Genomic DNA, 23,370 nt, shown 5'->3' with positions numbered 1-23,370 from the left:
TATTATAAGTTTTCAGGACAGAAAATAACAGTTTCTAAAAACAAAAAGAAGCCTCATTGAGACTTCTTTTGACTATACTAATTGTAATTGCTTTTCATTCTGGTAAGCACGGTCAATAGTTGCTCCGCCAAGACATTCTTCGCCATTATAAAAAACAATTGCCTGTCCTGGTGTAACGGCACGTGCAGGCTCATCAAATTCAACATGGACTGTATTATCTTTTGCATGGTAATGCATAGTAACACCAACATCTGGCTGGCGGTACCTGAACTTAGCTGTACACTTCAAGTCAATGTCATGATCGGGTAAACCAGTAAAGAAAGAAACACCACTTGCATCTAAGCTAGTAGCATATAAAAGCTTACTGTCGTATCCCTGTTCAACGATCAATTCATTCTTTTTTAAATCCTTACCAACTACAAACCAAGGATCAGTTGATTCCTTCGTTGAACCTAAACCAAGACCAGATCTTTGACCGATAGTATAATACATTAATCCAGCGTGCTCGCACACAACTTTTCCATCAGGAGTAACCATCTTTCCTGATTGAGCTGGTAAAAACTCACTCAAGAATTTTCTAAAATTACGTTCACCAATAAAACAGATTCCAGTTGAATCCTTCTTCTTGGCAGTTGCAAGGCCTGCAGCAATTGCGATTTCACGCACCTGAGGCTTGGTTAAGTTAGCAAGTGGGAAGATTACCTTTTTCAGTTGATCTTGTGAAAGTTGACTTAAGAAGTAAGTTTGGTCCTTATTGCCATCCTTTGGCCGCATCATATGTACAATACCATTCTCATCAACTTTGGTTGCTGCATAGTGCCCCATTGCAATATAATCTGCATCTAAGTCCATTGCAAAGTCTAAGAAGGATTTAAATTTTATTTCTTTATTGCACATTACATCGGGATTAGGAGTTCTGCCTTTTTTATATTCATTTAAGAAATATTCAAATACTCGCTCCCAATAATCTTTTTCAAAGTTAATAGAATAATAAGGAATGCCGATTTCATCTGCAACTTTTTTTACATCTTCGTAATCTTCAGTTGCCGTACAAACTCCGGAATCATCAGTATCATCCCAATTCTTCATGAAGACGCCGACAACATCAAAGCCTTGTTGTTTGAGTAAAAGAGCAGAAACTGAAGAATCGACTCCCCCACTCATTCCAACAACGACTCTAATTTTGCTGTTATCTACCATTTTATCTTTTTCTCCTTTTAGCAAGGTGCAATAATCTGACGATCTTCAAGATCCTTTAAAATGAAGTCAAGTAACTCAACCATTGGTGCTAACTGCTTATTTTTAAAAATATTAACTTTCTGTAAGCCATTAGTATCAGTGACTACCATTGTTAAATGATCTAAATCTTCGTTAATTGTTAGTTTCAACTGACAGGTCGCATTATAAGGGGATTCATTATATAAAGGATGCTTATACATGAAATTGCCTCTTTTAGTCTTAGTAAAGCCTGCATCAATTAAAGCGTAACGCTTAATTTCTGGACTAATTGTAAATTTACGATTATCGCCATTAATAATTACTGTATTTGCCATAAAATATCACTCTCAATATTATTATCTTATTTTTTGTAAGTGTCAAGTATATAATTTTCAATAACATTATACATTAAAACAAGTTCTAGCCAAAAATGGTTAGAACTTGTTAATTATTTACTTAATCGTTGACACATTTTAACTAAGCTATCTGCAAAACCTTTAACTTCATCTGCAGTAGTAAAACGTCCAAAACTAATTCGAATCGATTCTTCAATACGAGGAGAGTTTTTACCATACATTGCCTCTAACACATGAGAGGGATTTAATGAACCTGCTGTACATGCCGATCCACCTGAAACTGCATAACCATTCAAATCTAAGTTAGTCAAAGCAGAATAAGTTCCAACGCCCTTTAACCACAAGTTTAAAACGTGATGGGAAACGGCTCCCTTAAGTGAGCCATTAATTTCATAGTCAATCTTATTTTGATCAAGTTCATCAAGAATTATTTGCTGAAACTTTCGATAATTTTCCTGAAGCTGTTTTTTGTCCATCTCTCTCAATTCTTGGGCAGCAACGCCAAAGCCGGCAATTCCTGGAACATTCTCAGTCCCTGGACGACGCTTTAGTTCTTGCTCTCCTCCTAAAAGAAGATTACTTACATTTAAGCCATTTTTTTCATAAAGAAAGCCCAAAAATTTAGGTCCGTTAACCTTATGAGCAGAAGTAGATAATAAATCGATATTCATATCTTTAACATCGATTTCAATATTTCCAAATCCTTGCACGTCATCTACATGAAAATAGGCATTTGAGTCTTTAACTAGTTCACCAATTTCTTTTAGAGGCATGATTGAACCAACTTCATTATTAACTGCCATTACTGAAACTAGAATCGTATCTGGCGTTAATTCTCTCTTTAAGTCCTTTAAATTGATATGTCCAGCTTCATCTACATCAAGATAAACAATTTCATATCCTTCTTGAGCTAAACGTTTCATTGGATTCAAAACAGAGGGATGTTCAATCTTGGTAGTAATTATTTTCTTGCCAATCTTCTTTCTAGCACGTGCTGTCCCAAAAATTGCAGTATTATTACTTTCAGATCCACCACTAGTAAAAATAATTTCTTTATCTTCTGCATTAATTGTTTCTGCTAGTTGGTGACGAGCTGCTTCAACCACTTGACGTGCTTTACGTCCAAATGCATGTTGACTAGAAGCATTTCCAAAATCATTGGTCATCTCACTACTAATTTTTTCAATTACTTTTGGATCCATCGGAGTAGTAGCCGCATTATCCAAATATACATTTTTTCTAGTCATGTTATACCTCTTTATCTTTCTTACATTTTGGAAGTGGCTATTTTATTTTAACATAAAAAATAGACTAAGTTCATCTGAACTTAGTCTATCATTACCCTAATCTAAAACTGTTTCTTCAAGATAAGATGAAATTACGCTGGCTGCTTTAGCACCCACTTCTTTAACAAACTTATCAAAGTCATTATCAGCATTAGCATCGCCATTATCTGAAATAGCACGAATAGCAACTAAAGGCGTATTGAAATGTCTAGCAACTTGTGCAAAAGCTGCTCCTTCCATTTCCACCCCAAGTGCGTCAGAAAAGTTCTTTTTAATTTCATCTTTTTGTGCTTCAGATTGTACAAAAGTATCCCCCGTAACAACAAGACCTTCTTTAAAGTCTACATTTTGGCTTAAAAGATACTTCTTAAATGCTTCACGTGCTGGGCTCTTAAGATTAAATCTTGCTGGTTCACGTGGAATTTGACCTTCAACGTATTCTCCAGCGCTCACACAATGTGCATCATGGTAAGCAAAACTATCTACCAAAATTAAATCTTTTCTTTTCACATTTTCTTGCATTGAACCAGCAGAACCAGTCATAAACACTAAGTCAATATCTTCTTTAGTTAATAAGCTAGTTAAGTTCATAGCCGCATTAACTTTTCCAATTCCACTAAGACCTAAGTAAATGTCATTTCCATTAATTGAAAAGTGATCAAATTCAGTTGTACCAAAAACTTCTTTAGTTTCAGACTTAAAATGCTTTTTATAAAATTCGGCCTCTTCTTCCATTGGAACAATAATCGCAATTTTCATTTTTTACCTCTAAATCTAAAGTTTAAACAAAGCGAACAAAACTATAATTAATAAAACAACAACAATTAAAATTGCATAGTTCAAACGCTTTTTTAAACGATTAATTCTATTTTCACGCTCTTCTTCTGAAGAAAAATCCTCTCTTGATTCAAAATTAGCAGATTCCTTAACTGTTGGTTCTGGATCAACCTCATCAACTTGTTGATCATCTTTCTTCAAGCGCTTAAAATTATCAAAAATTTTTCTTATTTTTTTCTGCTGTTGCTTTTTACGATAATCTGCCCGTTTTTCAGTCATTACTTTGGTTTCCTGTTAAAATCATATTTTCCCAGAATGTAATTGCCATAACAGTCTTAGCATCCATAATCTTGCCTGACGCAATTAATTGTTTTATCTCAGGAAGACTGTACCATTCTTGAGTTAAAAATTCATCTTCATCAAGAGGACGTTTGTGCTCAATTTTTGACAAAGTATCACAATAGAATAAATGAATTTTTTCATCACAGAATCCAACTGAAGTATAAAATTCACTTACCTTTTCCCAATATTCTGCCTTATAGCCGCCCTCTTCATTTAACTCTCTTTTCATTGCATCAAGTGGAGATGCATCTGTTTCGTCAATTAAACCTGCAGGAATTTCTAGAGTTAATTGTTTGATAGGTTCTCGCCATTGCTTTACAAGAAGCATTTTTTTCTCATCATTAATTGCAATTGCTGCACTAGCATCGGGATGCTTAACTATTTCACGAGTTGCTGTTTTTCCATTAGGTAGACTAATAGTTTCAACGTTTAAGTCGATAAGTCTACCTTCGAATACAGGCTTGTTTGAGATTTCAGTTTCTCTTAGATTCACTTAATTTCTCCTTTTAGTCATGATCAACATAAACGTTGATACATTGTAGACCCTTTTTTCCTTGTGCTAATTGGTAACGTACTCTTTGTCCTACATTTAACTTTTTATAACCCTCTTCTTTAATCGATTTATAAAAAACAAAATAAGATGAGTGCGTTAGATCATCCTCAATAAATCCGTACGCAGAATTCGAATCGAATTGTTTAACAGTACCCTTACGCATTATTTCTCTAAGCCTTCTTTTTCTGCTTCAGGAAAGTTTTCAGCTACAATAGCTGCACAACGCGCACATAATTCTGGGAAGCGTGAGTCACTACCAACATCAGTTGTAGTACGACGACATCTTGGACAAACTTCACCAGCTGCATGTTCTACCACGATTGAAGCAGTTGATAATTTTTCTGCATTTTCAGGTGCTTGATCATCACTGATTGTTAAATCGGAAACAATTAAAATCTGTCTTACATTTGCATTTAATTTATCAAGAAGTTTTCTAGTTTCTTCAGTTGGGTAAAGAGTAACGTGTGCTTCAAATGACTTACCAATTACCTTAGCGCTACGTGCTTCTTCAAGAGCCTTCAAGACATCAGAACGAACCTTCATAAAGTCATTCCAGTCTGTTAGAACTTCATCTTCATTAGCAAAATGTTCTACTTCTGGCATATTAGCAAGTTGAACGTAATCTTCCGGTTCCTTTAAATAGCCCCAAACTTCTTCCATCGTATGTGGCAAGATTGGTGTCATCAACTTAGTTAACTTAACTAAAACGTCATAAATCACAGTTTGCATTGAACGACGAGTTTCGCTGTCTTCTGGATCGATATAAAGAACATCCTTAGCAAAGTCTAAGTAAAAGGCAGATAAGTCATTTGAAATAAAGCTAAATACTTTCTTATAAACACTATTGAAATCAAACTTATTGTATGCTTCAATAGCTTCTTCAATCAAGCGATTCAACTTGATTTCCATATATTGATCAACACCAGACATGTCTGGGTAAGCAATTGAATTTTGCTTAGGATCAAAGTCAGTAGTATTAGCGAGCATAAAGCGCATAGTATTTCTAATCTTACGGTAACTTTCAGCAGACTGACGTAAGATATCTTGAGAAACAGCGACATCAGAAGTAGTATCTGCTCCGGCTACCCATAAACGAATAATTTCTGCACCCATTTGCTTAACCACATCATTAGGTGAGATTACATTACCTAATGACTTAGACATCTTGTGTCCCTTATCATCTAACACAAATCCTTGTGATAAAACTTGTTTATAAGGAGCTTTACCGGTTACAGCTACTGAAGTAATTAAACTTGAGTTAAACCAACCACGATATTGGTCACTACCTTCAAGGTATAAGTCTGCTGGGAATCCTAAACCATCTCGCTCTTTCATTACACCAGCCCATGATGAACCAGAATCAAACCAAACATCTAAAATATCGGTTTCTTTTCTGAATTTACCATTTGGTGAATGCTCTGACTTAAATCCTTTAGGAAGCAATTCTTCAGCAGTATGAGTATACCAAGCATTAGAACCTTCCTTTTCAAAAATTTGAGCAACGTGTTCAATTGTTTCCGGAGTAACAATTGGTGTGTCATCTTCTGCGTAGAAGATTGGAAGTGGAACACCCCAGGCACGTTGACGAGAAATTACCCAGTCACCACGATCTTTAATCATATTGTAAAGACGAGTTTTACCCCAGGTTGGAATGAAGCTAGCTTTTTCAATTTCTGCTAAAATTTGATCTCTAAATTTATCAACCGAAGCAAACCACTGAGTAGTTGCACGATAGATAACTGGTTTCTTAGTGCGCCAGTCATGTGGGTATGAGTGAGTGAAGAAGCTAAGTTTTAAGAGTGCACCAGCTTTTTCAAGTTTATCGGTCACCACTTTGTTAGCATCATCATAGAACATACCAACTAGGTCAGGATCTGGCACCTCTTTAGTAAATCTACCTTGTGCATCCATTGGACCAAATACTGCCAAACCATAACGACGACCAACATTGTAGTCATCCTCACCAAAACCAGTAGCATTATGAACTAAGCCAGTACCATCATCATCAGTAACATAGGTATCGTTCATAACTAGACCATATTGACCTAACCCAGTCTTACCATAAAGAGGATGTCTATATGTCATTCGGTCGAAATCAGTACCCTTTAGGGTCTTAAGAACTTTATAGTCTTTCCAGCCTAAATCCTCAGCAACTGCTGAAAGGCGATCAGCACCGATCACATACTTTTTACCGTTAACTTCAACAACTACATAATCAAATTTGGGATTTACAGTAATTCCGACGTTACTTGGAATAGTCCAAGGAGTAGTAGTCCAAATTACAAGTGAAGTATCTGAATCTAAGATTCCTTTTCCATCTTCAATTGGGAAAGCAACATAGATTCTTGGTGATTTAATATCATGGTATTCAACTTCTGCTTCAGCCAAAGTTGATTCACTTGACCATGACCAATAAACAGGCTTCTTACCCTTGTAGATGTAACCTTTTTTGAACATTTCGCCGAATACTCTAATTTCTTCAGCTTCAAACTTAGGCTGTAAAGTAATATAAGGATGATCCCAATCGGCCATTACGCCTAAACGCTTAAAGTCGGTCATTTGCTTCTTAACTTGTTCTTCAGCAAATTGACGGCAAAGTTCTCTATACTTTGCGCGATCTATACTTTTACGATCAACGCCCTTTTTAGCTAGTTGCTGTTCAACTGGAAGACCATGCGTATCCCAACCAGGAACATAAGGAGCATAATAACCATTCATATTCTTGAAACGAACGATAATATCCTTAGAGATCTTATTTAATGAGTGACCCATGTGAATATTACCATTAGCAAATGGAGGGCCATCATGAAGGTCAAAGCGAGGCTTGCCTTCATTGAGCTTTAATCTTTGTTCATATAATTTATTTTCTTCCCATTCTTTTTGCCATTGAGCTTCACGCACTGGAAGATTTCCGCGCATCTTAAATTTAGTTTTGCCCAAATTCAATGTATCTTTGACTCTCATAAAAAATCCTTTCTTATATAAAAAAAGCTTCATCCCAAATAGGACGAAGCTTCTCGTGGTACCACCTAACTTGAACAGAACAACAGAATACAGTTATTCCATTCCACTTATATCTGTGTATCGCACAGACAAACGTTTAAGCCAATTGGCAGCTGATTAACTTTCGACAAGTGTTAGTCTTTCACCATCACTAACTCGCTAAATCGTCTACTTGTTGGTACTGTCGACTTAAATTAGTTATTTTTTAAATCATCCGGGAAAATAATTACAGGACCATCACGCCGCTGGGTATTTTCTTCTGTAGCATGCATGCTTTCCTTAACTGGACTATCTCCGGTCAAGACACCTGGCTTATCTTCCTTTTCTTGAACAGAGTTTACTTCATTTACCGCATTATTGTCAACCTCTGGATTAGCTGATACAACATTTTCTTGTGGTGCTACTTCGTTATCCATTGGACCATCAGGAATTGACTCATCTTCAACTGGTTGCGATCCATCTGCTGGATACAAACGTGAACGACCATAATATTTATCTAAGTAATATTGCCAATCAGAATCACTTAATTCTTTAACTTGATCCTTTAACATTCCTTGAACGGCTTCTCTAAAGTCTTCAACTTTTGCCTTAAGCAAATCATAATCATGATTCAAAGTATCATACTGGCTCTGAAGTTCGGCTCTCTTTTTATCCCCATCATCTTGAGCCTTTTTAAGAATATCATCCGCGTCTTGATTAGCTTTTTTGATAATTTCTTGAGCTTCGACATTTGTCTTCTTTTTAATTTCTTCAGCATTTTCTTGTGCAGAAATTAAGGATTCATTAATCGAATCTTTTACTTTGTCATATTTTTCAACACGTTTTTTTAACTCAACATTTTCATTTTTTAAATCAACAATTTGGTCAAGTGCATCCCCATATGCATCAACAATTCGATCTAAAAAACTATCTACTTGTTTGGAATCATATCCACGAAGTTTAGTTGCAAACTCTTTATTATGAATATCCATTGGCGTTAATGTCATATTATCACCTTTTCTTTGCTTGCCATGCCTTTATTTCAAGTCGTTTCTTACCTTTCTTCGTAGTGGTAAGATTAATAATCTCATATCTACCATAATGGCGAATACTAAGCATATCCTGTACAGAAACAATTATATTAGATTGAGCTACAAGATGCCAATTTAATTTTACTTCACCATCTTCAATCATCTTTTTAACTTGGCTTCTACTTAAATTAGTAACAGCGCTAACCACTGCATCTAAACGTAAAGAAATGGTAATCACACTCAATTCTTTACTATCATCTTCTTGCACTAAAACTTTTGAAAGTGGAAATTCATGCAACTTTACTTTTGTCCTACCAACACGAGTAACTTGTTCAAGGAAGTAATTCTTCAATTCAGTTTTAACAAAAAACTGCCACGTTCCATTCTCATCATTGATAATATCGCCAAAAGTATCTAATTTAATACCTAGATGGGGCAAGACACCTAAGATTTGACTATGAGTAAGTTTAGCCCATTTGTGCGGATAAGCAATTTCAAAAAGTGTAATTTTAAACATTGAGGGTTCATATGCTTGAATCCAATCGCATAAAAGCAGCCTCTTTTTTTCAGCATTTGAAAAACCACCAAAGCTATACAATTGTGCATAGCCACCAACAATTTCTCTAAAAATATATTGTTCCCTAGGATTTAAGAAATCAGTCAAAATTGGCTCATTTTTAAATAAGAATTGATTAAAAAGACCGACGAAATAATCTACCGTCGGTCTTTCACTTTCATCAAAATGTTGATAAAAACTACTAGCTTGTCTTTTTTCCATTTTATCTAATAAGTACGTACCTAATTATATTTGCTATCCAATAAAGAACATAATTATTTACAAAATAAATTACTAATAAAGCTACCACTGGAGCAAAGGAAATTCCGGCTATTGGAGGGATGAAACGTTCAAATATCTCCAAATAAGGTTCAACGATTTTTCCTAATACTCGACCAACTTTAGTTACAAGTAACCTTGGAATCCAAGTTAGTAAAGTATAAATTACAATCAGAAAGCTATAGATATTCAATAAATCAGAGATAATACGTAATATCCAGCCTACAATTGAAAATATCATTAATCCATTTTATCTTTCTTTTCAACTAATTCAGCAATTTTGCCATCAGTTTCAAATTTAGGTGGAGTTGCCAAAAAGATTTTATCGCCAACGCGCTGAATTTCACCGTTTAAGGCATAAACAGTACCAGTGATAAAATCAACTATTCTACGTGCTTGTTCATCATCCATACGAGCAAAATTAATAATAACAGCCTTGTTATTGAGAAGATTTTGAGCTACTTCTTTTGCATCGGAATATACACGTGGTTCGTACAATACAATCTTGCTAGTAGCACCTACGCCTGAATTGATAGAAACAACATTAGCTCTTCTCTCATTTTTTTGAGCTTGAGGAACTTCTTCCCCTTGTTGTTCTGCTTCAGAATATGGTGCTTCATTCATTTCATCATCTTCAGCAATACCAAAAAATCTGCCTAATTTGTCAAAAGCCATAATATTTTCCTCCAAATATTAATCCTGACGACGATGCTTGAAGAATGGAATATCATTGTCTGATTCATCATCTGCACTAGTTTCGATTTGAGAAATGCTAGTAGAGTCGTCTGAACTAAATGAATCGAACTCATCGTCATCTTTTTCTTCATTTTCTACAGGTTGTGGACGCTTATTTTCTTTTCTATCTTGCTTCCAAACGCTTGTGGGGTCAAGTAAAGTATCTTGAGATTCTTTCTTTTCTGCATTTACTTCTGGAGTAGCTGGAGCAGAAGTTTCGTTTGAAACTGTATTTTCAACTTTAACTTCTGAAGTTTCCATTGGTGAAGGAACTGTTTCAGTTTCTTCCTTCTTTGCAGGTTCTGGATTTACTACTTCTTGACGGCTTGGACGTGAAGGGCGACGCATTGGTTGTTTTGAAGCCTCTTCTTCTGCTTTTGAGTCAATTCCAGTAGCAATTACTGTAACTACAACTTCATCGCCCAAGTTTGCATTAATTGATGTACCAAAAATAATATTTACTCCATCACCAGCAGCTTTTGAAACAATATCAGAAGCATCTTGAGCTTCAAATAAAGTTAAATCTGGTCCCCCAGTAATGTTAAGCAATACTTGCTTAGCACCATCAATTGAAACTTCCAATAATGGAGAAGAAATAGCAAGTTTAGTAGCTTCAACAGTTCTATTTTCACCACTAGCACGGCCAATTCCCATTAAGGCTGCACCTTGATTTTCCATAACAGTCTTAACATCAGCAAAGTCAAGGTTCACATAGTCAGTTGAAGTAATCAAATCAGAGATACCTTGAACACCTTGACGAAGAACATTATCAGCTTCTTTAAAGGCATCCATCATAGGCGTCTTCTTATCAACCATTTCTAACAAACGATTATTAGCAATGATAACTAAAGTATCAACATATTGCTTTAATTGAGCAATTCCTTCTGCCGCATTTTTTGAACGCTTTGGTCCTTCAAAAGTGAATGGACGAGTAACTACTCCAACAGTTAAAGCGCCAGTTTCACGTGCGATCTTAGCAATTACTGGAGCAGCACCAGTACCAGTACCACCACCCATACCAGCGGTAATAAAGATCATATCTGCACCTTTAAGTGAGTCTTCAATTGTCTGTTGACTCTCCTCGGCAGCTTTTTGACCAACCTCTGGATGAGAACCCGCACCTAAACCACGAGTAAGTTTAGGTCCAAGCTGAATCTTGTTTTCTGCTTTATTGCTATTAAGAGCTTGTACATCAGTATTTGCAGCAATAAAAGAAACACCTTGTACTCCTTCATCAATCATTCGGTTAACGGCGTTACCACCGGCACCGCCAACACCGATTACTTTAATGACTGCATTTTTGTTGTCATCAGAATCGAAAGTAAAATCCATTTACTAAACCACCTTATTATTAATCAAAAAATTTCTTAAAGAATTCTTTGATTCCTTTTTTATTATTCTTATTATCATCATTCTCTTCAGACGTAGAGACCGTTGATGTAGCACTAGTCTTATTATAATCTTCTTTCTGCTCCATTTCACTAGGAGTTAGACGTCTTTTGAAAAATTTCATATTTTCTTGAGACGAAGATTGATTAGAAACAGGTGTAGCAACCTGATTTCCATAAATAACGCTGTTAACTAAATAGTCAATATCTGCCAAGCTATAAGCATAATTTACTACTCCATAGCCTGCTGCATACATTGGATTCCGTAGTCCCATTTGGTCAGGTTGAAAAATTCGAGCTTTAACGCCAAAATCGTCTTTTACAATATCGTCAATTCCTTGAAGTGCACTACTTCCACCCGTAATCACAACACCGCCCGGCAGGCTAAATGCATCATGAGACTTTAGTCCCTTTCCAATTCGACTAAAGGTTTGATCAAGACGAGCATTGATTATTTCACTCAAATACTCTTCATCAATCATCTTAGGAGCATTCTCGCCTACCACATTAACTGGAAATTGATTGTCACTAGAAGTTAAACTTGGATCAGCATATCCAAATTGCAATTTGATCTTTTCAGCTTCTTTTTTAGATGTATTCAGGACAACTGAGATATCATTGGTGATATCAATTCCACCTTCTAAATCAATTGTCGCGTACTTAATCTTATTTTCGTGAATTACAGTGGCTGTCGTTGAACCTCCACCTAAATCGAGAATAATTGTTCCAAATGTTCTCTCGCCTTCATCAAGAGCCACACTTGCAATTGCTAATGGTGTAGGAACAAAGAAGTTATTTTGATACCCTGCTCTTTCAATAGCTTTGCGAATATTGTGCAGGTCGGCACTAGGCGCAGTTAATAATATGCCATGAACTTCGAGAGAATGCGCGATCATTTTTCTTGGATCGTCCACATCCGTTTTTCCATCAATTAAAAATTTATTAGGTAAAAAAGCAATTGCTTCTCTACCATCTTTTAAAGCAGTATCGATCGCAGTCACTAAAACACGTTTTACATCGTTATCTGTAACTTCTCTACCATTTTCTTCAATATTAATTAATCCGACTGCATTCTCCAATTGTAATAAGCCTACTGGAATTCCAGTCACTACTCGATAAATTTTAGAATTTGTCTTTTGTGCTACTTTCTTTAAAACAGCACTGATACTTTCAGCAGTTTGATCAATATCAACTATTTTTCCATGCCGCATTCCTTTGGTAGGTCCATTTGCGGCACCAATAATTTGCATTTCATTTGATGCAGTGTCTGCGACAACTGCTTTTACGCTTGTTGTTCCTATATCCAAGCCTACAAGTAAATCAGTTTTATCCAAGGTAATGCCCCCAAAACATAACTATACAATAAATTTTAACATATGGCTTACATTCTCACTAATCTCAAGTCAGCCCTAATTTTACTTTTTCTGCTTGTGTTAGCGGCCTGCTATAAGCGCCAATTTCAAAGTCAATTACTGACGGTTCTTTAAGCTGACTCTTGATTTTGTCATAGTACTGTATCTTGCTTTTAATTGTTGAAAGATTTCCAATAACTATATTATTATCTTTCATTACTAAAACGATCTGTGTCGGTCTGCGCGTTTCACCACTCAGCATCTTTACTTGATCGCGAATATGTTGTGGGAGACTGGCATAAACCTTAATATCTTCGCTAAGAGAAACTTTCTGATTATATCCAATGAATAAAGGTTTATTTTTATCAATTTTGTTTTTATCAATCACCTGACTACCCACTTTTCCTGTAGCCAAAATTTTTCGATAACCTATCCCTTCATGGATATAACCAATAATTGGACGTTCTTTAATAGTTAGAATTAAATGATTAGTATTCTGTACACTCACCTGTACTTTTTCTATTTCAGGAAAAGCATCCGACAATTGCTTACTGTATTCTTTTCCTTTTAGTAAACAAAATACAATCTTATTTCCAGGAGAAATATTTGCAGTTTTAACTACCTGCTTACTATTTAACTCGGGTGCACCCTTCACCTGAACACTTGCTACATTAGCTTTTGGAGATACATAATAGCCCAAGGCCAAAATACAGCATAATGAAAAAAGAATTATAAATCCCAAGCGTGTTAACAAAGCATGTCGTCGTTCAGCCTGCAATTTAGTTAGTGAGGCAGAGACCCGTTTTTTCTCATTATTATTAACTTTATTTTTATAATCAATCCATCCCGATAATTCTTTTTTAGGATCTTTCTTGGTTATTTTATCTTTCTTTTTGGTCACATACCTCACTTCCTTTCATTATTTGTTTTTAATTAAACCTTCCATTACTGAAATTACTTGATCGGATGCATCCGGTACACCTAATCTCTTTGATGCTTCACTCATCTGTTTAGCATAATTTGTATCCAGCAGAATATGATCAATCGACGATACAAAATTATTTGGATTCAAATCATCTTCTGCAATCACTAGAGCAGCGCCTGCTTTTTCCATATCCATCGCATTCTTCATTTGATGATTATGAGTTACATTAGGACTAGGAATCAAAATTACAGGAACTCCAAGTGCAGTAAATTCGGCCAAACTAGTTGCACCTGATCTTGCTACAACACAGGTCATTTGTGGTAATAAACCTGGCATATTATCAATATAAGGTACAATTTTCACGTTTGAGCTAATTTTCTTGCCAGCCAATTTCTTTTTGACATCACCATAATATAGTTGCCCAGTAGCCCAAATAACTTGATATGGCTTTGTTTCAAGTTCTGGAAGAGATTTTTCAACGATTTGATTAATTGCCAAAGCGCCACGAGAACCACCAAAGATCAGAACAGTTGGCATATTAGGATTTAAGTCCCACTTTTTAGCAATATCAACGTTTTCTTTGTTTAGTCCCAGAACTTGCTGAGAGCGTGGATTTCCTGTTTTAACAAGTTTCTTTTTTTCTGAAAACTGCTTTGCAGCATCATCAAATGTGTAACAAATTTTATCGACATAATGCGCTAAGAATTTATTAGCTAATCCAACAACAGAATTAGATTCATGAATAATTGTTGGTACATGCATTTTGGCTGCTTCATAAACAATCGCACCTGAAACGTACCCACCAGTTCCGACTACTACATCAGGCTTGAAATCCTTGATAATTTGTTTGGCTTCTTTAGTAGCTTTAATGAAGAGCTCAATTGTCTCAAAGTTCTTTAAAGGATGTTTACGATCAAATCCTTTGATTTTTAATGTTCTAAAAGGAACTCCAGCTGCGGGAACGATCTTAGACTCTAATCCACGATCAGTTCCAACAAATAAGATCTCATCGTTTGTAACTAACTTACGTTCTTTCAAACGCTCGATTAACGCCATAATTGGATAAATGTGGCCACCAGTTCCGCCACCAGAAAAAATTACTCTCATTTTACTTAGTCTTTAATTCCTTAATAAATTTTACAAAAAAGTCTCCACGTTCTTCAAAAGTATTAAATTGATCCCAAGAAGCACATGCTGGTGAGAACAAAATAACATCTCCTGCTTCACTCAGTTCATATGCACGTGGAACAGCTTCTTGTAAAGTATTAACAATAACAATATCTTTAATGCCAGCTTTACGAGCAGCATCAGCTAAAAGATATTTAGTTTCACCATAAAGCACAATTGATTTTACATGTTTTTTAAATAGTGGGACAAGAGAATCAAACATAAAGCCACGATCTAATCCACCAGCAATTAAAACTTCTGGTTCTTTAAACGAAGGAATAGCTACTGTAGCTGCTTCAATATTAGTTGATTTTGAATCATTATAAATCTTACGATCATTGTAAGTCATTACATATTGCAGACGGTGTGTAGCACCAGTAAAAGTACTTAATGCATATTGAATATCACTGTCGTCTGCACCCATCAATTTAGAAATAGCAATTGCTACTAGGCAATTTTGTTGGTTATGAATACCTGGGATCTTAATATCGCTGATCTTCATAATTTGATGATCATCTTTACTTTCAAGATATTCATCACCAATAAAATAATCTGCTGTCTTATCTGTTTCAGAAAATGTTTGGACTTTAGCTTTAGTTTTCTTTAATTCTCTGTCTAAAATATTCTTTTGATCAAAGTTAGCAATAAAATAATCGTTTTGATCTTGGGATTGAGTAATTCTTAGTTTAGCTTCAACATAATTATCAAAGGTCTTATGGTAATCAAGATGAACATTGTTGTAAATATCTACAATTGCTGCTACTTTAGGCTTAATATCCGTTACACCAAGCAATTGGAAGCTAGACATTTCTACTACAAGTAAATCTTTATTTGTAGCTTTTTCGACAACTTCTGAAATTGGCACACCAATATTACCAACTGCATAAGCGTGGCCACCATTTTTAGATAAATGATGATCCATAATTCTTTGTGTGAGCATGACAGTAGTCGTTTTACCATTTGAACCAGTAACACAAACATATGGAGCTTCACTTACATTAAGTGCAATCTCTGGTTCAGTGATAACTGGAATGTTTAGTTTTAGCGCTTTTTCAACCATTGGATTTTCATAAGGAATGCCGGGGTTTTTAACAAGATAGTCGAATTTTTCCTTATCAAAAATCTCTACTGGATGATGTCCCGAAATAACTCGAACACCTAATTTATCTAATTCGGCTGCGCGGTCATCATTAGATAAGTCCTTTTTATCATTTAAGGTAAGTTTAGCACCTAGCTTTAAAAGAAGTTTAGCTACTGAAAAGCCACTCTTTCCTAAACCTAAAATTAAAATATTTTTATTTTCATATGTTTTTATTTTTTTCATTTTAAAATTAACCCCAGATAATTAAATAAATAATACTTCCAATTAAACCAACAATCCAAAATACAATATCAACTTTCCATTCAGGCCAGCCAAGCATTTCGAAATGGTGATGGATCGGTGTCATCTTGAAAATTCTTTTTCCAGTAGTTTGGAAAGAAATGACTTGCAAAATAACGCTGAGTGTTTCTAAAACAAATACAATTCCGATTAAAAGTAATGACCATGGCCGATGAAGGAAAATTGATACAGTTGCTAATCCTCCGCCAAGAGCTAAGGAACCTGCATCCCCCATGAAAATTTTAGCTGGTTTGTGGTTAAAAATAAAGAAACCAACTAAACCACCAATTACACTTAAAGTAAATGCAACAATTACCCAATTTCTTTCTTGGTAGGCAATCCAGGCATAAGTTGCGTAAGCAATAATAGATAAACCAGTTGCTAAACCATCTAAGCCGTCGGATAAATTAACTGCATTTGAAAATCCAACTAACCAGAAAAGTACAAATAAACTGAATAAGAAAGAATTTCTTACCATTCCTGCAAATGGAATATATAATTCAAAGGCAAAATGATCGCTAAATGCTAGGGCAATAATCAAAGCAGCAATGATAATTTGACCTAACAATTTCTGCCAAGCTTTTAATCCTAAATTACGTTTGAAATATAACTTAATTCCATCATCTAAGAAACCAATAATTCCATAGCCTAAAAAAGCGATAATTAAAATCCAAGTAGTCTTATTTAAATCTTTCTGCCAAATTAAAACCCATAAGGTGGAAATAACACTGGCAAGCATGAAGACAACTCCACCCATAGTTGGGGTACCAGATTTTTTCTCATGCCATTTTGGCCCTTCATCTCTAATCACTTGGCCTTCATGTTTCATTCGCATAAAGCCAATAAACAACGGTAAGAAGATAACCGTAAGAGCAAAACTGCTAATGAACGGTATCAAAGAAAACTGCATTTTGTATTACTCCTTTAACTTTTTGTTATTTCAAGTTTACTGATAACTTACTATTTTTATCAATTACTTTTCCAGATGGAATAGATTGTTTTGTAACTTTCCCTTTTCCATTAATTGTAATTGGAATATCAGTTGTTGTCATAAAGCTATTAACCTCAGCTTCTGTCCACCCGATCATGTTCGGGCAAGTAACTTGACCACCGGTAAATAAGAAAATCTTATCATCCGTACCTTGTTTTACCCCGGCACTAACTGATTGACGACTAACTGTTTTGCCAGTTCCGATAATCTCAATTGAAACGCCAGCGTTGTTAGCCTCTTCTTTCGCTTTTTCAATACTTTTACCAGTTAAAGCTGGAACAGTTACTTTTTCGTTAACCTTTGCTGTCGAATCTGAAAGAGAAATCAAACGATTCATAATCGGCTTAAAAATAGAAGAAAGAATTGTTTCTGCTGGTTTAGACATCTTTTGAGGTTGCTTCATTGTTAAATAAACACAATAGCGTGGATTATTAGCAGGCGTTACACCAACTACAGAGAAAATATAGTTATTATCACCTGTTAAATATCCTCCATGTGGTCCAGCAATTTGAGCCGTACCAGTTTTAACAGCGATACTCTTTCCTGGCATCTTATAAGCAGCCCCTGTACCATAAGATGCATTCACGACATCTTGCATTCCCTTTAAGACAGTTTTTGCTGTCTTAGCAGAATAAATTGGAGCACCAACTTTTGTACGGTGGAATTTTTCTACTACTTTTCCTGAAGGAGAAACTATTTTCTCAACAAATTGCGGCTTCACCATTTGTCCATTATTTGCTAAAGCGCTATATGCTTGCATCATTTGCATCGCATTAACGTTAACACCCTGTCCAAATGCTGTAACTGCTTGGTTTAATGGGGTAGAAAAGTTTAAAATTCCAGCTGTTTCACCAGGAAGGGTTACTCCTGTTTTTTTGCCAATTCTGTATTTATTTAAATACTCTTTCCATGTCTTAGCTCCCATCTTTTGCTCAAGCTTTACAAACCCAACATTACTTGATCTTGGAAATGCTTGGCTAAATGGAATACTTCCCCAACCACTATTATTCCAGTCATGAATTGTTGATCCTTGAACAGTAACTGCACCAGATTTATATTGCTCATTAGGGTTGTAATTTCCACTTTCAATTGCACTTGAATAAGTCAAGACCTTAAAAACTGAACCTGGTTCATAAGAATCTTGAACTAGTATATTACGCCAAGAAGTATCTAAACCTTGTTTGGTCTGAGGGTTAAAAGTAGGACGCTGAGAAGCAGCCAAAATTTTACCAGTTTTGATATCTTCTACAACTGCTGTTAGCGCCTTCGGCTTATATTTATCTTGTACTTGAGACATTAAAACTTCCAAATAACTTTGGAGTCTTGAATCAAGCGTTAAGTAAATATTATCACCATCTTGAGTTGCACGAGTTGTCTTTTGACCATTAGGTAATTGATAATTTTCCGCATCCACAAATGCTTCACGATAACCATCTTTACCCGCTAACTGCTTGTCAAAATAAGCCTCGATTCCCATAGTACCAACTAAATTACTTGTTCCCTGACTTTTTTGAGGTTGAGCTAAGCCAATAATATGCGAAGCAAAATTACCATTTGGATAAAGCCTAGATGGCGTTTCAACAAATTTAATTCCTGGTAACTTCATTGCCTCAATCTTTTTCTTTTGAGACAATGTTAAGCCAGTACCCGCAGAACCAAATTCTACCTGAAAAGCCTTATGCTTCGGCGTCAAATATGAATATATTTTTTCTTCACTTAACGGAAGCACCTCGGCCAACTTTTGTGCGGTCTTACGTTTGTTTGTCACATACATTGGCTTATTATGATAATCAATTGAACTCTTGTCTAAAATTGCATATACAGTAAAAACATGAGCATCTTCTGCAAGAGTTAAACCATTTTTATCATAAATTGTTCCTCTCGTCGCTTTTAGAACTTCATTTCGCCGGTAAATTTGATTTACTCGCTTATTTAAATTCTCACCAGCAACCTGATTCGAAATACCTATATATAAAAATCTACCTATAAATACAAGAAAAACCAAAGCCAAGACTAGCTGGAGGATTCTCCCCACCGTAAAGCGGTAGCCGTGGGCTTTGGATCTATTTCTATTTAAGTTATTAAACTTTTTCATTAACGGACATTCCTAATGTTACTCTCAACCAAGTGCAAGCCTTGATCACGGGCAATTTTATTAATTCTAGTAGTTGACGTTAATTCACCAATCTCCTGACGAAGATCAGTGTTATGACTCTTTTGAGAAATTATCGTCTGCTCAACATTTGCTAACTGGTGCTGGGCACTAGTAGCAGAAATGCTGGCTGAAACCAATAAAATCATTAATCCTAATGTAATAAGTGAACCTAGAACGACTAAACTTTTTTCAAATGCTGTCCAAGGAACGCTTTTGGGATTAAGAACAATTGCTTTCTTTGGCTGCTCAGTCTGCTGTTGACTTTGTTGATAATTTAAATTTCTTGCTGAGCTATCAGCCATCTTCTTCTCCTTAAATATTAACTAAAAAACTATAATTTCTCTGCAACCCTTAACTTGGCACTGTGTGAGCGGTTATTTTCTTCTAATTCATCACTACTTGCCATGATAGGTTTGCGACTAATTAATCGCAATGTTGGTTTACTGTCAGCCGGAACCATCGGCATTCCGCGTGGTATCTCGACTTCAGAATACTTTTTAAAGATCTTTTTGACGATTTTATCTTCGTGAGACTGAAAAGTAATCACACTAATTCGACCACCCGGTCTCAATAGCTTAATTGCTTCTTCAAGAGATTCTTGCAATACACCTAATTCATTGTTAACTGCAACTCGAATTGCTTGAAAGCTCTTCTTAGCAGGATGCCCTCCACTTCGTCTTGCATATGCTGGAATTGCATCCTTAATTACATCTACCAAATCAAATGTAGTTACAATCGGTTTTTCTCTTCTTCGATCTACTATCTTTCTAGCAATCTGACGAGAAAACTTTTCATCTCCATACTTATACAAAATGTCACTTAGTTCTTTTTGTGACCAAGTGTTTACAATTGTATAGGCATCTAACTCTTGGCTTTGATCCATCCTCATATCTAATCGAGCATCAAATCGATAAGAGAAACCTCGTTCAGGTTGATCAAACTGCGGAGACGAAACTCCAAGATCGTAATATATACCATCTATTCCATCTGAAATTCCCAGCTCTACCAGATTTTCTTTCAAATGACAGAAGTTATCGTGAACCAGTATTAATTTAGGTTCAGCTCCTGGTTTCAATTCCTCAGCAAAACTTTCTTTTGCCATCGAAATTGCATATTCATCTTGATCAAATCCAATAACTGTTCCTCTATTCAACTTACTGAGTAGATATCGGGCATGACCGCCACCACCAAAAGTTGCGTCAACATAAAGACCATCATCTTTTGGATTTAAATTGTCTATTGTTTCGTGCAAAAGCACACTTTTATGCTTGAATTTCATAATTTTTATAACTCGATGTCATCCAAGTCTTCTGCGATATCGTCATAGTTCTCATTGGCTTCTTCTGAGAAATCATTCCAGCGTTCTGCTGACCAAATTTCAATTCGATTAGAAACACCAACGATCACACATTCCTTAGTGAGTGCGGCATGCTCTTTCAGTGTCATGGTCAGATTAACACGTCCTTGCTTGTCGAACTCACTCTCCATCGCACCTGAGTAGAAAAGACGCGTAAACTTACGTGCACTTCTCTTTGTCAGTGGAAGTTTGGCTAACTTAGCCTCAATTTTTTGCCATTCTTCGATTGGATAGCCAAAAATACAGCCCTCCATTCCACGAGTAAATACCATCTTCTCGCCAATCTCGTCTCTAAATTTGGCCGGTATAATGAGCCGCCCTTTACTGTCGAGATTATGATGATACTCGCCCATGAACATGGTCTAGCCCCCTTTCCAATGAATAATTTACCACACTTCCCCACTTTCTACCACAAGTTTTACACTTTTTATTTAGATATTCTGTTATTTTATGATAATCATAATTTTATCCAAAACAAAATGCCCTTATCACAAGGATAAGAGCACTTTGATTTTTAATAGAAAAAGTGGGGAAAAACGTTATAATAACAGCAAAATTAAGAGACCCACATACCAAACAATGGAAGAAGCAGCGAGATAGTGCCACAATGTACCCAAAGTTTTTGCAACAGAAATATTTTTATTCTTGACAGCGGTATAAACAGAAACAATTACTACCAAAATAAAATATAATAAAAAGCCATAAGGCAAAAATGACGGTTGCTTAGTTTCTTGCGTCAAGAGCTGACAAGCTGCAATGAAAAAAAATGGTAAAATATCATAACCACTAAATTGAGCCTTAGGAAATAACTTCATTAAAAAAGCTGCAACGACGATCCCACATAAAGGGACTAAAAAGATAAGCAAAAAATTCATGAAAGACCTCCAATAAGTTTATTTTAAACTATTTCAATTAAATATAAAATTATAATTAAAATCATGGTAAACTAGAATTATTAATTTAGGAGGCAGCTATGAGAAAACGTAAGAAAAAATCCGGATTTCAGAAATTAACTATTGTTATGGCCTGGTTCATGGCAGTGATTACCCTTCTTGGTGTAGTAGCTACTGCCTTAATCGGAACTGGTGTCTTTCAATTTTAATTATTTTACGCAAAAAAGGAGTCGTAATCATGCGACTCCTTTTTGTTTAAAAATAATATTCTTTTTTCAAAAATGGATACTCTTCAGCAAGTTTTACCCAAAACCAATAAGTACACAAAACTAAGATAAAACACCATAGCAAATTAGGTAAAATACTATTTAAAAAACTTGCAAAAGATAATTGAATTATCCCTACTAGATTTAATGTTAGATAAACATAAAAGCTCACACAGAGATAAACAACTAAACAAATTAATAAGCGAAACCAAAATACTTCAGGAAGAAAACGTGCACTCTGTTGAATAAGAAAACAAATTAAGGGAAATGCTACTGTATAGATACCAATCACGCCTAAATAGTAAAGGTCCGCAATAAAGCCTAACCCCAAACAAAGCCAGATATTGGCATCATTTTTATCATCGCATAGGGCTATTAAAGTAATCCCAACAACTGTCAGCCAGCAACTGCCAGAAAAGCCTCGATGAAAGATAAAAGTTTGTAAATTATAGGCTAATACTCCATCCAAAATTAGCGCCATAAATAAGGCAATGGCAACATACCATCGACGCAATTCTGCCATTACTCTTCAACCTTTCTTTTAATTACAGATACAACCGATGGATCATTAAGGTTACCAGCCGGCTGAATTTCAACAACATCTGATAAGCCAAAAGTATCTCGTGTTGTCTTTGTAACTGTTCCGATTAAAAGACCTTTTGGTGATAAACCACCCATTCCACTAGTATAAACTTGAGTACCTTTCTTTAATTTCTGCCCATCAACCACTTGTGTAAACGCTAATTGATTATTTCCTTCAACAGAAATCACACCATGCACCTTTTTACCATTAGCTGCATCAGCTTCTACAGCAAACTTATTTGTAGACTTATCAGTTGTAGTAATTAATTCAACTTTAGAAGTTGTACTATTTACCTCAACCACTCTTCCGATTACGCCTTTACCAGACATTACTGGCATATTTTTCCTAACTCCAGCTCGTGACCCTTGATCAATAACTAATAAATCTGACCAAGTATCAGCAGCACGAGAAATTACGGACCCATTGATGATAGTATAGTCGGTTAAAGTTTTCTTTAATTTTAGAGCTTGTTTTAATTGCGTATTTTCTGCTTCCAAAGAGCTGTTCCGTGCCTTAGTTTGAGCGAGGTTATCAATTTGTTTTTTCAAATGATCATTTTCAGCTTGAGTATTGAATAAATCTTCGACATTAGCCACCCCATTAGAGACCAAATTAATTGGCCAATTCACTACTCTTGTAACAATTGAAACTGTATCATTACCAATTTTTTGAACTAAGAATGGCGTTTCTCTCTTATTACGTAAGCGGATGGAAATAGACAACATACTTAAAACTAAAATAACTAGTACGAAAATTGTCAATAACTTTTTGTTTTTGAGAAATTTTTTCATCTACTA

26 protein-coding genes are annotated in these 23,370 nt (G+C 35.5%); 1 reads left to right on the top strand and 25 read right to left on the bottom strand.

Going from position 1 to position 23,370, the window contains the following annotated elements:
* Positions 1 to 72: 72 nt before the first annotated feature.
* The 23 genes from mnmA to AB5359_RS01490 all read right to left on the bottom strand — a co-directional run bounded on the left by mnmA (position 73) and on the right by AB5359_RS01490 (position 21,706).
* Complete coding sequence (gene mnmA, locus AB5359_RS01600) at positions 73 to 1,200, bottom strand: tRNA 2-thiouridine(34) synthase MnmA (RefSeq protein WP_048686468.1); 1,128 nt, start codon at positions 1,198 to 1,200, stop codon at positions 73 to 75.
* A 17-nt stretch (positions 1,201 to 1,217) separates the two neighbouring features.
* Positions 1,218 to 1,553 (bottom strand): DUF1831 domain-containing protein, encoded by a 336-nt coding sequence (locus tag AB5359_RS01595; RefSeq protein WP_003647115.1) that lies wholly within the window; start codon positions 1,551 to 1,553, stop codon positions 1,218 to 1,220.
* Between the two features lie 113 nt (positions 1,554 to 1,666).
* Positions 1,667 to 2,821 (bottom strand): cysteine desulfurase family protein, encoded by a 1,155-nt coding sequence (locus AB5359_RS01590; protein ID WP_048686466.1) that lies wholly within the window; start codon positions 2,819 to 2,821, stop codon positions 1,667 to 1,669.
* Between the two features lie 96 nt (positions 2,822 to 2,917).
* Positions 2,918 to 3,619: a 5'-methylthioadenosine/adenosylhomocysteine nucleosidase gene (locus AB5359_RS01585; RefSeq protein ID WP_003648612.1), complete on the bottom strand. Its 702-nt coding sequence runs from the start codon at positions 3,617 to 3,619 to the stop codon at positions 2,918 to 2,920.
* 15 nt (positions 3,620 to 3,634) lie between these two features.
* Positions 3,635 to 3,916, bottom strand: a complete 282-nt coding sequence (locus tag AB5359_RS01580; RefSeq protein WP_048686464.1) for a hypothetical protein — start codon at positions 3,914 to 3,916, stop codon at positions 3,635 to 3,637.
* Positions 3,909 to 4,472, bottom strand: coding sequence for an NUDIX hydrolase (locus AB5359_RS01575; RefSeq protein ID WP_003648610.1), 564 nt, complete (start codon positions 4,470 to 4,472; stop codon positions 3,909 to 3,911). The genes AB5359_RS01580 and AB5359_RS01575 overlap by 8 nt, the downstream gene beginning before the upstream one ends.
* A gap of 13 nt (positions 4,473 to 4,485) precedes the next feature.
* A complete protein-coding gene (locus AB5359_RS01570; RefSeq protein WP_020807155.1) occupies positions 4,486 to 4,695 on the bottom strand; it encodes a cold-shock protein in 210 nt (69 codons plus the stop codon).
* Positions 4,695 to 7,496, bottom strand: coding sequence for an isoleucine--tRNA ligase (ileS, locus tag AB5359_RS01565; RefSeq protein ID WP_048686462.1), 2,802 nt, complete (start codon positions 7,494 to 7,496; stop codon positions 4,695 to 4,697). Before ileS ends, AB5359_RS01570 begins: the two co-directional genes overlap by 1 nt.
* A gap of 233 nt (positions 7,497 to 7,729) precedes the next feature.
* On the bottom strand, positions 7,730 to 8,521 hold the full coding sequence (locus tag AB5359_RS01560) for a DivIVA domain-containing protein (RefSeq protein ID WP_039156241.1): 792 nt from the start codon (positions 8,519 to 8,521) through the stop codon (positions 7,730 to 7,732).
* A 4-nt stretch (positions 8,522 to 8,525) separates the two neighbouring features.
* Complete coding sequence (locus AB5359_RS01555) at positions 8,526 to 9,323, bottom strand: RNA-binding protein (protein WP_368279966.1); 798 nt, start codon at positions 9,321 to 9,323, stop codon at positions 8,526 to 8,528.
* 1 nt (position 9,324) lies between these two features.
* Positions 9,325 to 9,621: a YggT family protein gene (locus tag AB5359_RS01550; protein ID WP_003647107.1), complete on the bottom strand. Its 297-nt coding sequence runs from the start codon at positions 9,619 to 9,621 to the stop codon at positions 9,325 to 9,327.
* On the bottom strand, positions 9,621 to 10,055 hold the full coding sequence (locus AB5359_RS01545) for a cell division protein SepF (protein WP_003648605.1): 435 nt from the start codon (positions 10,053 to 10,055) through the stop codon (positions 9,621 to 9,623). Before AB5359_RS01545 ends, AB5359_RS01550 begins: the two co-directional genes overlap by 1 nt.
* An 18-nt stretch (positions 10,056 to 10,073) precedes the next feature.
* A complete protein-coding gene (gene ftsZ / locus AB5359_RS01540) occupies positions 10,074 to 11,447 on the bottom strand; it encodes a cell division protein FtsZ (protein WP_039156234.1) in 1,374 nt (457 codons plus the stop codon).
* 19 nt (positions 11,448 to 11,466) lie between these two features.
* The gene (gene ftsA, locus AB5359_RS01535; RefSeq protein ID WP_003648603.1) at positions 11,467 to 12,837 is read right to left on the bottom strand and encodes a cell division protein FtsA; all 1,371 of its coding nucleotides are present in this window, start codon (positions 12,835 to 12,837) and stop codon (positions 11,467 to 11,469) included.
* A 64-nt stretch (positions 12,838 to 12,901) separates the two neighbouring features.
* The gene (locus AB5359_RS01530) at positions 12,902 to 13,756 is read right to left on the bottom strand and encodes a cell division protein FtsQ/DivIB (RefSeq protein ID WP_039156229.1); all 855 of its coding nucleotides are present in this window, start codon (positions 13,754 to 13,756) and stop codon (positions 12,902 to 12,904) included.
* An 18-nt stretch (positions 13,757 to 13,774) separates the two neighbouring features.
* The gene (murG, locus tag AB5359_RS01525) at positions 13,775 to 14,887 is read right to left on the bottom strand and encodes an undecaprenyldiphospho-muramoylpentapeptide beta-N-acetylglucosaminyltransferase (RefSeq protein WP_003648601.1); all 1,113 of its coding nucleotides are present in this window, start codon (positions 14,885 to 14,887) and stop codon (positions 13,775 to 13,777) included.
* 1 nt (position 14,888) lies between these two features.
* Positions 14,889 to 16,271, bottom strand: a complete 1,383-nt coding sequence (murD, locus tag AB5359_RS01520) for a UDP-N-acetylmuramoyl-L-alanine--D-glutamate ligase (RefSeq protein ID WP_003648600.1) — start codon at positions 16,269 to 16,271, stop codon at positions 14,889 to 14,891.
* Positions 16,272 to 16,278: 7 nt separating this feature from the next.
* Positions 16,279 to 17,238, bottom strand: coding sequence for a phospho-N-acetylmuramoyl-pentapeptide-transferase (mraY, locus tag AB5359_RS01515; protein WP_048686459.1), 960 nt, complete (start codon positions 17,236 to 17,238; stop codon positions 16,279 to 16,281).
* A 25-nt stretch (positions 17,239 to 17,263) separates the two neighbouring features.
* Complete coding sequence (locus tag AB5359_RS01510; protein WP_048686457.1) at positions 17,264 to 19,414, bottom strand: penicillin-binding protein; 2,151 nt, start codon at positions 19,412 to 19,414, stop codon at positions 17,264 to 17,266.
* The gene (gene ftsL / locus AB5359_RS01505; protein ID WP_003647099.1) at positions 19,414 to 19,776 is read right to left on the bottom strand and encodes a cell division protein FtsL; all 363 of its coding nucleotides are present in this window, start codon (positions 19,774 to 19,776) and stop codon (positions 19,414 to 19,416) included. Before ftsL ends, AB5359_RS01510 begins: the two co-directional genes overlap by 1 nt.
* A gap of 29 nt (positions 19,777 to 19,805) precedes the next feature.
* Positions 19,806 to 20,753, bottom strand: coding sequence for a 16S rRNA (cytosine(1402)-N(4))-methyltransferase RsmH (gene rsmH / locus AB5359_RS01500; RefSeq protein WP_048686454.1), 948 nt, complete (start codon positions 20,751 to 20,753; stop codon positions 19,806 to 19,808).
* A 5-nt stretch (positions 20,754 to 20,758) separates the two neighbouring features.
* Entirely contained in the window at positions 20,759 to 21,190 is a 432-nt protein-coding gene (gene mraZ, locus AB5359_RS01495) for a division/cell wall cluster transcriptional repressor MraZ (RefSeq protein WP_003648596.1), read from the bottom strand.
* A 180-nt stretch (positions 21,191 to 21,370) separates the two neighbouring features.
* Positions 21,371 to 21,706 carry a DUF3397 domain-containing protein gene (locus AB5359_RS01490; RefSeq protein ID WP_003648595.1) on the bottom strand — a complete coding sequence of 112 codons (336 nt, stop codon included), beginning with the start codon at positions 21,704 to 21,706 and terminating at the stop codon, positions 21,371 to 21,373.
* 98 nt (positions 21,707 to 21,804) lie between these two features.
* Here AB5359_RS01490 and AB5359_RS01485 point away from each other — a divergent pair, with 98 nt between their 5' ends.
* Positions 21,805 to 21,933, top strand: coding sequence for a DUF4044 domain-containing protein (locus tag AB5359_RS01485; RefSeq protein ID WP_003648594.1), 129 nt, complete (start codon positions 21,805 to 21,807; stop codon positions 21,931 to 21,933).
* A 46-nt stretch (positions 21,934 to 21,979) separates the two neighbouring features.
* On the opposite strand, the gene mreD is transcribed toward AB5359_RS01485, so the two are convergent.
* Positions 21,980 to 22,513, bottom strand: a complete 534-nt coding sequence (mreD, locus tag AB5359_RS01480; RefSeq protein WP_048686451.1) for a rod shape-determining protein MreD — start codon at positions 22,511 to 22,513, stop codon at positions 21,980 to 21,982.
* Entirely contained in the window at positions 22,513 to 23,364 is an 852-nt protein-coding gene (gene mreC, locus AB5359_RS01475; RefSeq protein ID WP_020807166.1) for a rod shape-determining protein MreC, read from the bottom strand. Before mreC ends, mreD begins: the two co-directional genes overlap by 1 nt.
* Positions 23,365 to 23,370: the final 6 nt, after the last annotated feature.

The organism is Lactobacillus sp. RTP31084st1_F9_RTP31084_210423 (assembly GCF_040919545.1).
Lineage (GTDB): Bacteria > Bacillota > Bacilli > Lactobacillales > Lactobacillaceae > Lactobacillus > Lactobacillus paragasseri.
This window is presented reverse-complemented; position numbering and strand designations above follow the sequence as displayed.

What these genes read in the sequence shown, in the direction of transcription:
- mnmA (WP_048686468.1), bottom strand. Translation starts at nt 1,200, where the DNA reads ATGGTAGATAACAGCAAAATTAGAGTCGTTGTTGGAATGAGTGGGGGA.
- AB5359_RS01595 (WP_003647115.1), bottom strand. Translation starts at nt 1,553, where the DNA reads ATGGCAAATACAGTAATTATTAATGGCGATAATCGTAAATTTACAATT.
- AB5359_RS01590 (WP_048686466.1), bottom strand. Translation starts at nt 2,821, where the DNA reads ATGACTAGAAAAAATGTATATTTGGATAATGCGGCTACTACTCCGATG.
- AB5359_RS01585 (WP_003648612.1), bottom strand. Translation starts at nt 3,619, where the DNA reads ATGAAAATTGCGATTATTGTTCCAATGGAAGAAGAGGCCGAATTTTAT.
- AB5359_RS01580 (WP_048686464.1), bottom strand. Translation starts at nt 3,916, where the DNA reads ATGACTGAAAAACGGGCAGATTATCGTAAAAAGCAACAGCAGAAAAAA.
- AB5359_RS01570 (WP_020807155.1), bottom strand. Translation starts at nt 4,695, where the DNA reads ATGCGTAAGGGTACTGTTAAACAATTCGATTCGAATTCTGCGTACGGA.
- ileS (WP_048686462.1), bottom strand. Translation starts at nt 7,496, where the DNA reads ATGAGAGTCAAAGATACATTGAATTTGGGCAAAACTAAATTTAAGATG.
- AB5359_RS01560 (WP_039156241.1), bottom strand. Translation starts at nt 8,521, where the DNA reads ATGACATTAACGCCAATGGATATTCATAATAAAGAGTTTGCAACTAAA.
- AB5359_RS01555 (WP_368279966.1), bottom strand. Translation starts at nt 9,323, where the DNA reads ATGGAAAAAAGACAAGCTAGTAGTTTTTATCAACATTTTGATGAAAGT.
- AB5359_RS01550 (WP_003647107.1), bottom strand. Translation starts at nt 9,621, where the DNA reads ATGATATTTTCAATTGTAGGCTGGATATTACGTATTATCTCTGATTTA.
- AB5359_RS01545 (WP_003648605.1), bottom strand. Translation starts at nt 10,055, where the DNA reads ATGGCTTTTGACAAATTAGGCAGATTTTTTGGTATTGCTGAAGATGAT.
- ftsZ (WP_039156234.1), bottom strand. Translation starts at nt 11,447, where the DNA reads ATGGATTTTACTTTCGATTCTGATGACAACAAAAATGCAGTCATTAAA.
- murG (WP_003648601.1), bottom strand. Translation starts at nt 14,887, where the DNA reads ATGAGAGTAATTTTTTCTGGTGGCGGAACTGGTGGCCACATTTATCCA.
- murD (WP_003648600.1), bottom strand. Translation starts at nt 16,271, where the DNA reads ATGAAAAAAATAAAAACATATGAAAATAAAAATATTTTAATTTTAGGT.
- mraY (WP_048686459.1), bottom strand. Translation starts at nt 17,238, where the DNA reads ATGCAGTTTTCTTTGATACCGTTCATTAGCAGTTTTGCTCTTACGGTT.
- AB5359_RS01510 (WP_048686457.1), bottom strand. Translation starts at nt 19,414, where the DNA reads ATGAAAAAGTTTAATAACTTAAATAGAAATAGATCCAAAGCCCACGGC.
- ftsL (WP_003647099.1), bottom strand. Translation starts at nt 19,776, where the DNA reads ATGGCTGATAGCTCAGCAAGAAATTTAAATTATCAACAAAGTCAACAG.
- rsmH (WP_048686454.1), bottom strand. Translation starts at nt 20,753, where the DNA reads ATGAAATTCAAGCATAAAAGTGTGCTTTTGCACGAAACAATAGACAAT.
- mraZ (WP_003648596.1), bottom strand. Translation starts at nt 21,190, where the DNA reads ATGTTCATGGGCGAGTATCATCATAATCTCGACAGTAAAGGGCGGCTC.
- AB5359_RS01490 (WP_003648595.1), bottom strand. Translation starts at nt 21,706, where the DNA reads ATGAATTTTTTGCTTATCTTTTTAGTCCCTTTATGTGGGATCGTCGTT.
- AB5359_RS01485 (WP_003648594.1), top strand. Translation starts at nt 21,805, where the DNA reads ATGAGAAAACGTAAGAAAAAATCCGGATTTCAGAAATTAACTATTGTT.
- mreD (WP_048686451.1), bottom strand. Translation starts at nt 22,513, where the DNA reads ATGGCAGAATTGCGTCGATGGTATGTTGCCATTGCCTTATTTATGGCG.
- mreC (WP_020807166.1), bottom strand. Translation starts at nt 23,364, where the DNA reads ATGAAAAAATTTCTCAAAAACAAAAAGTTATTGACAATTTTCGTACTA.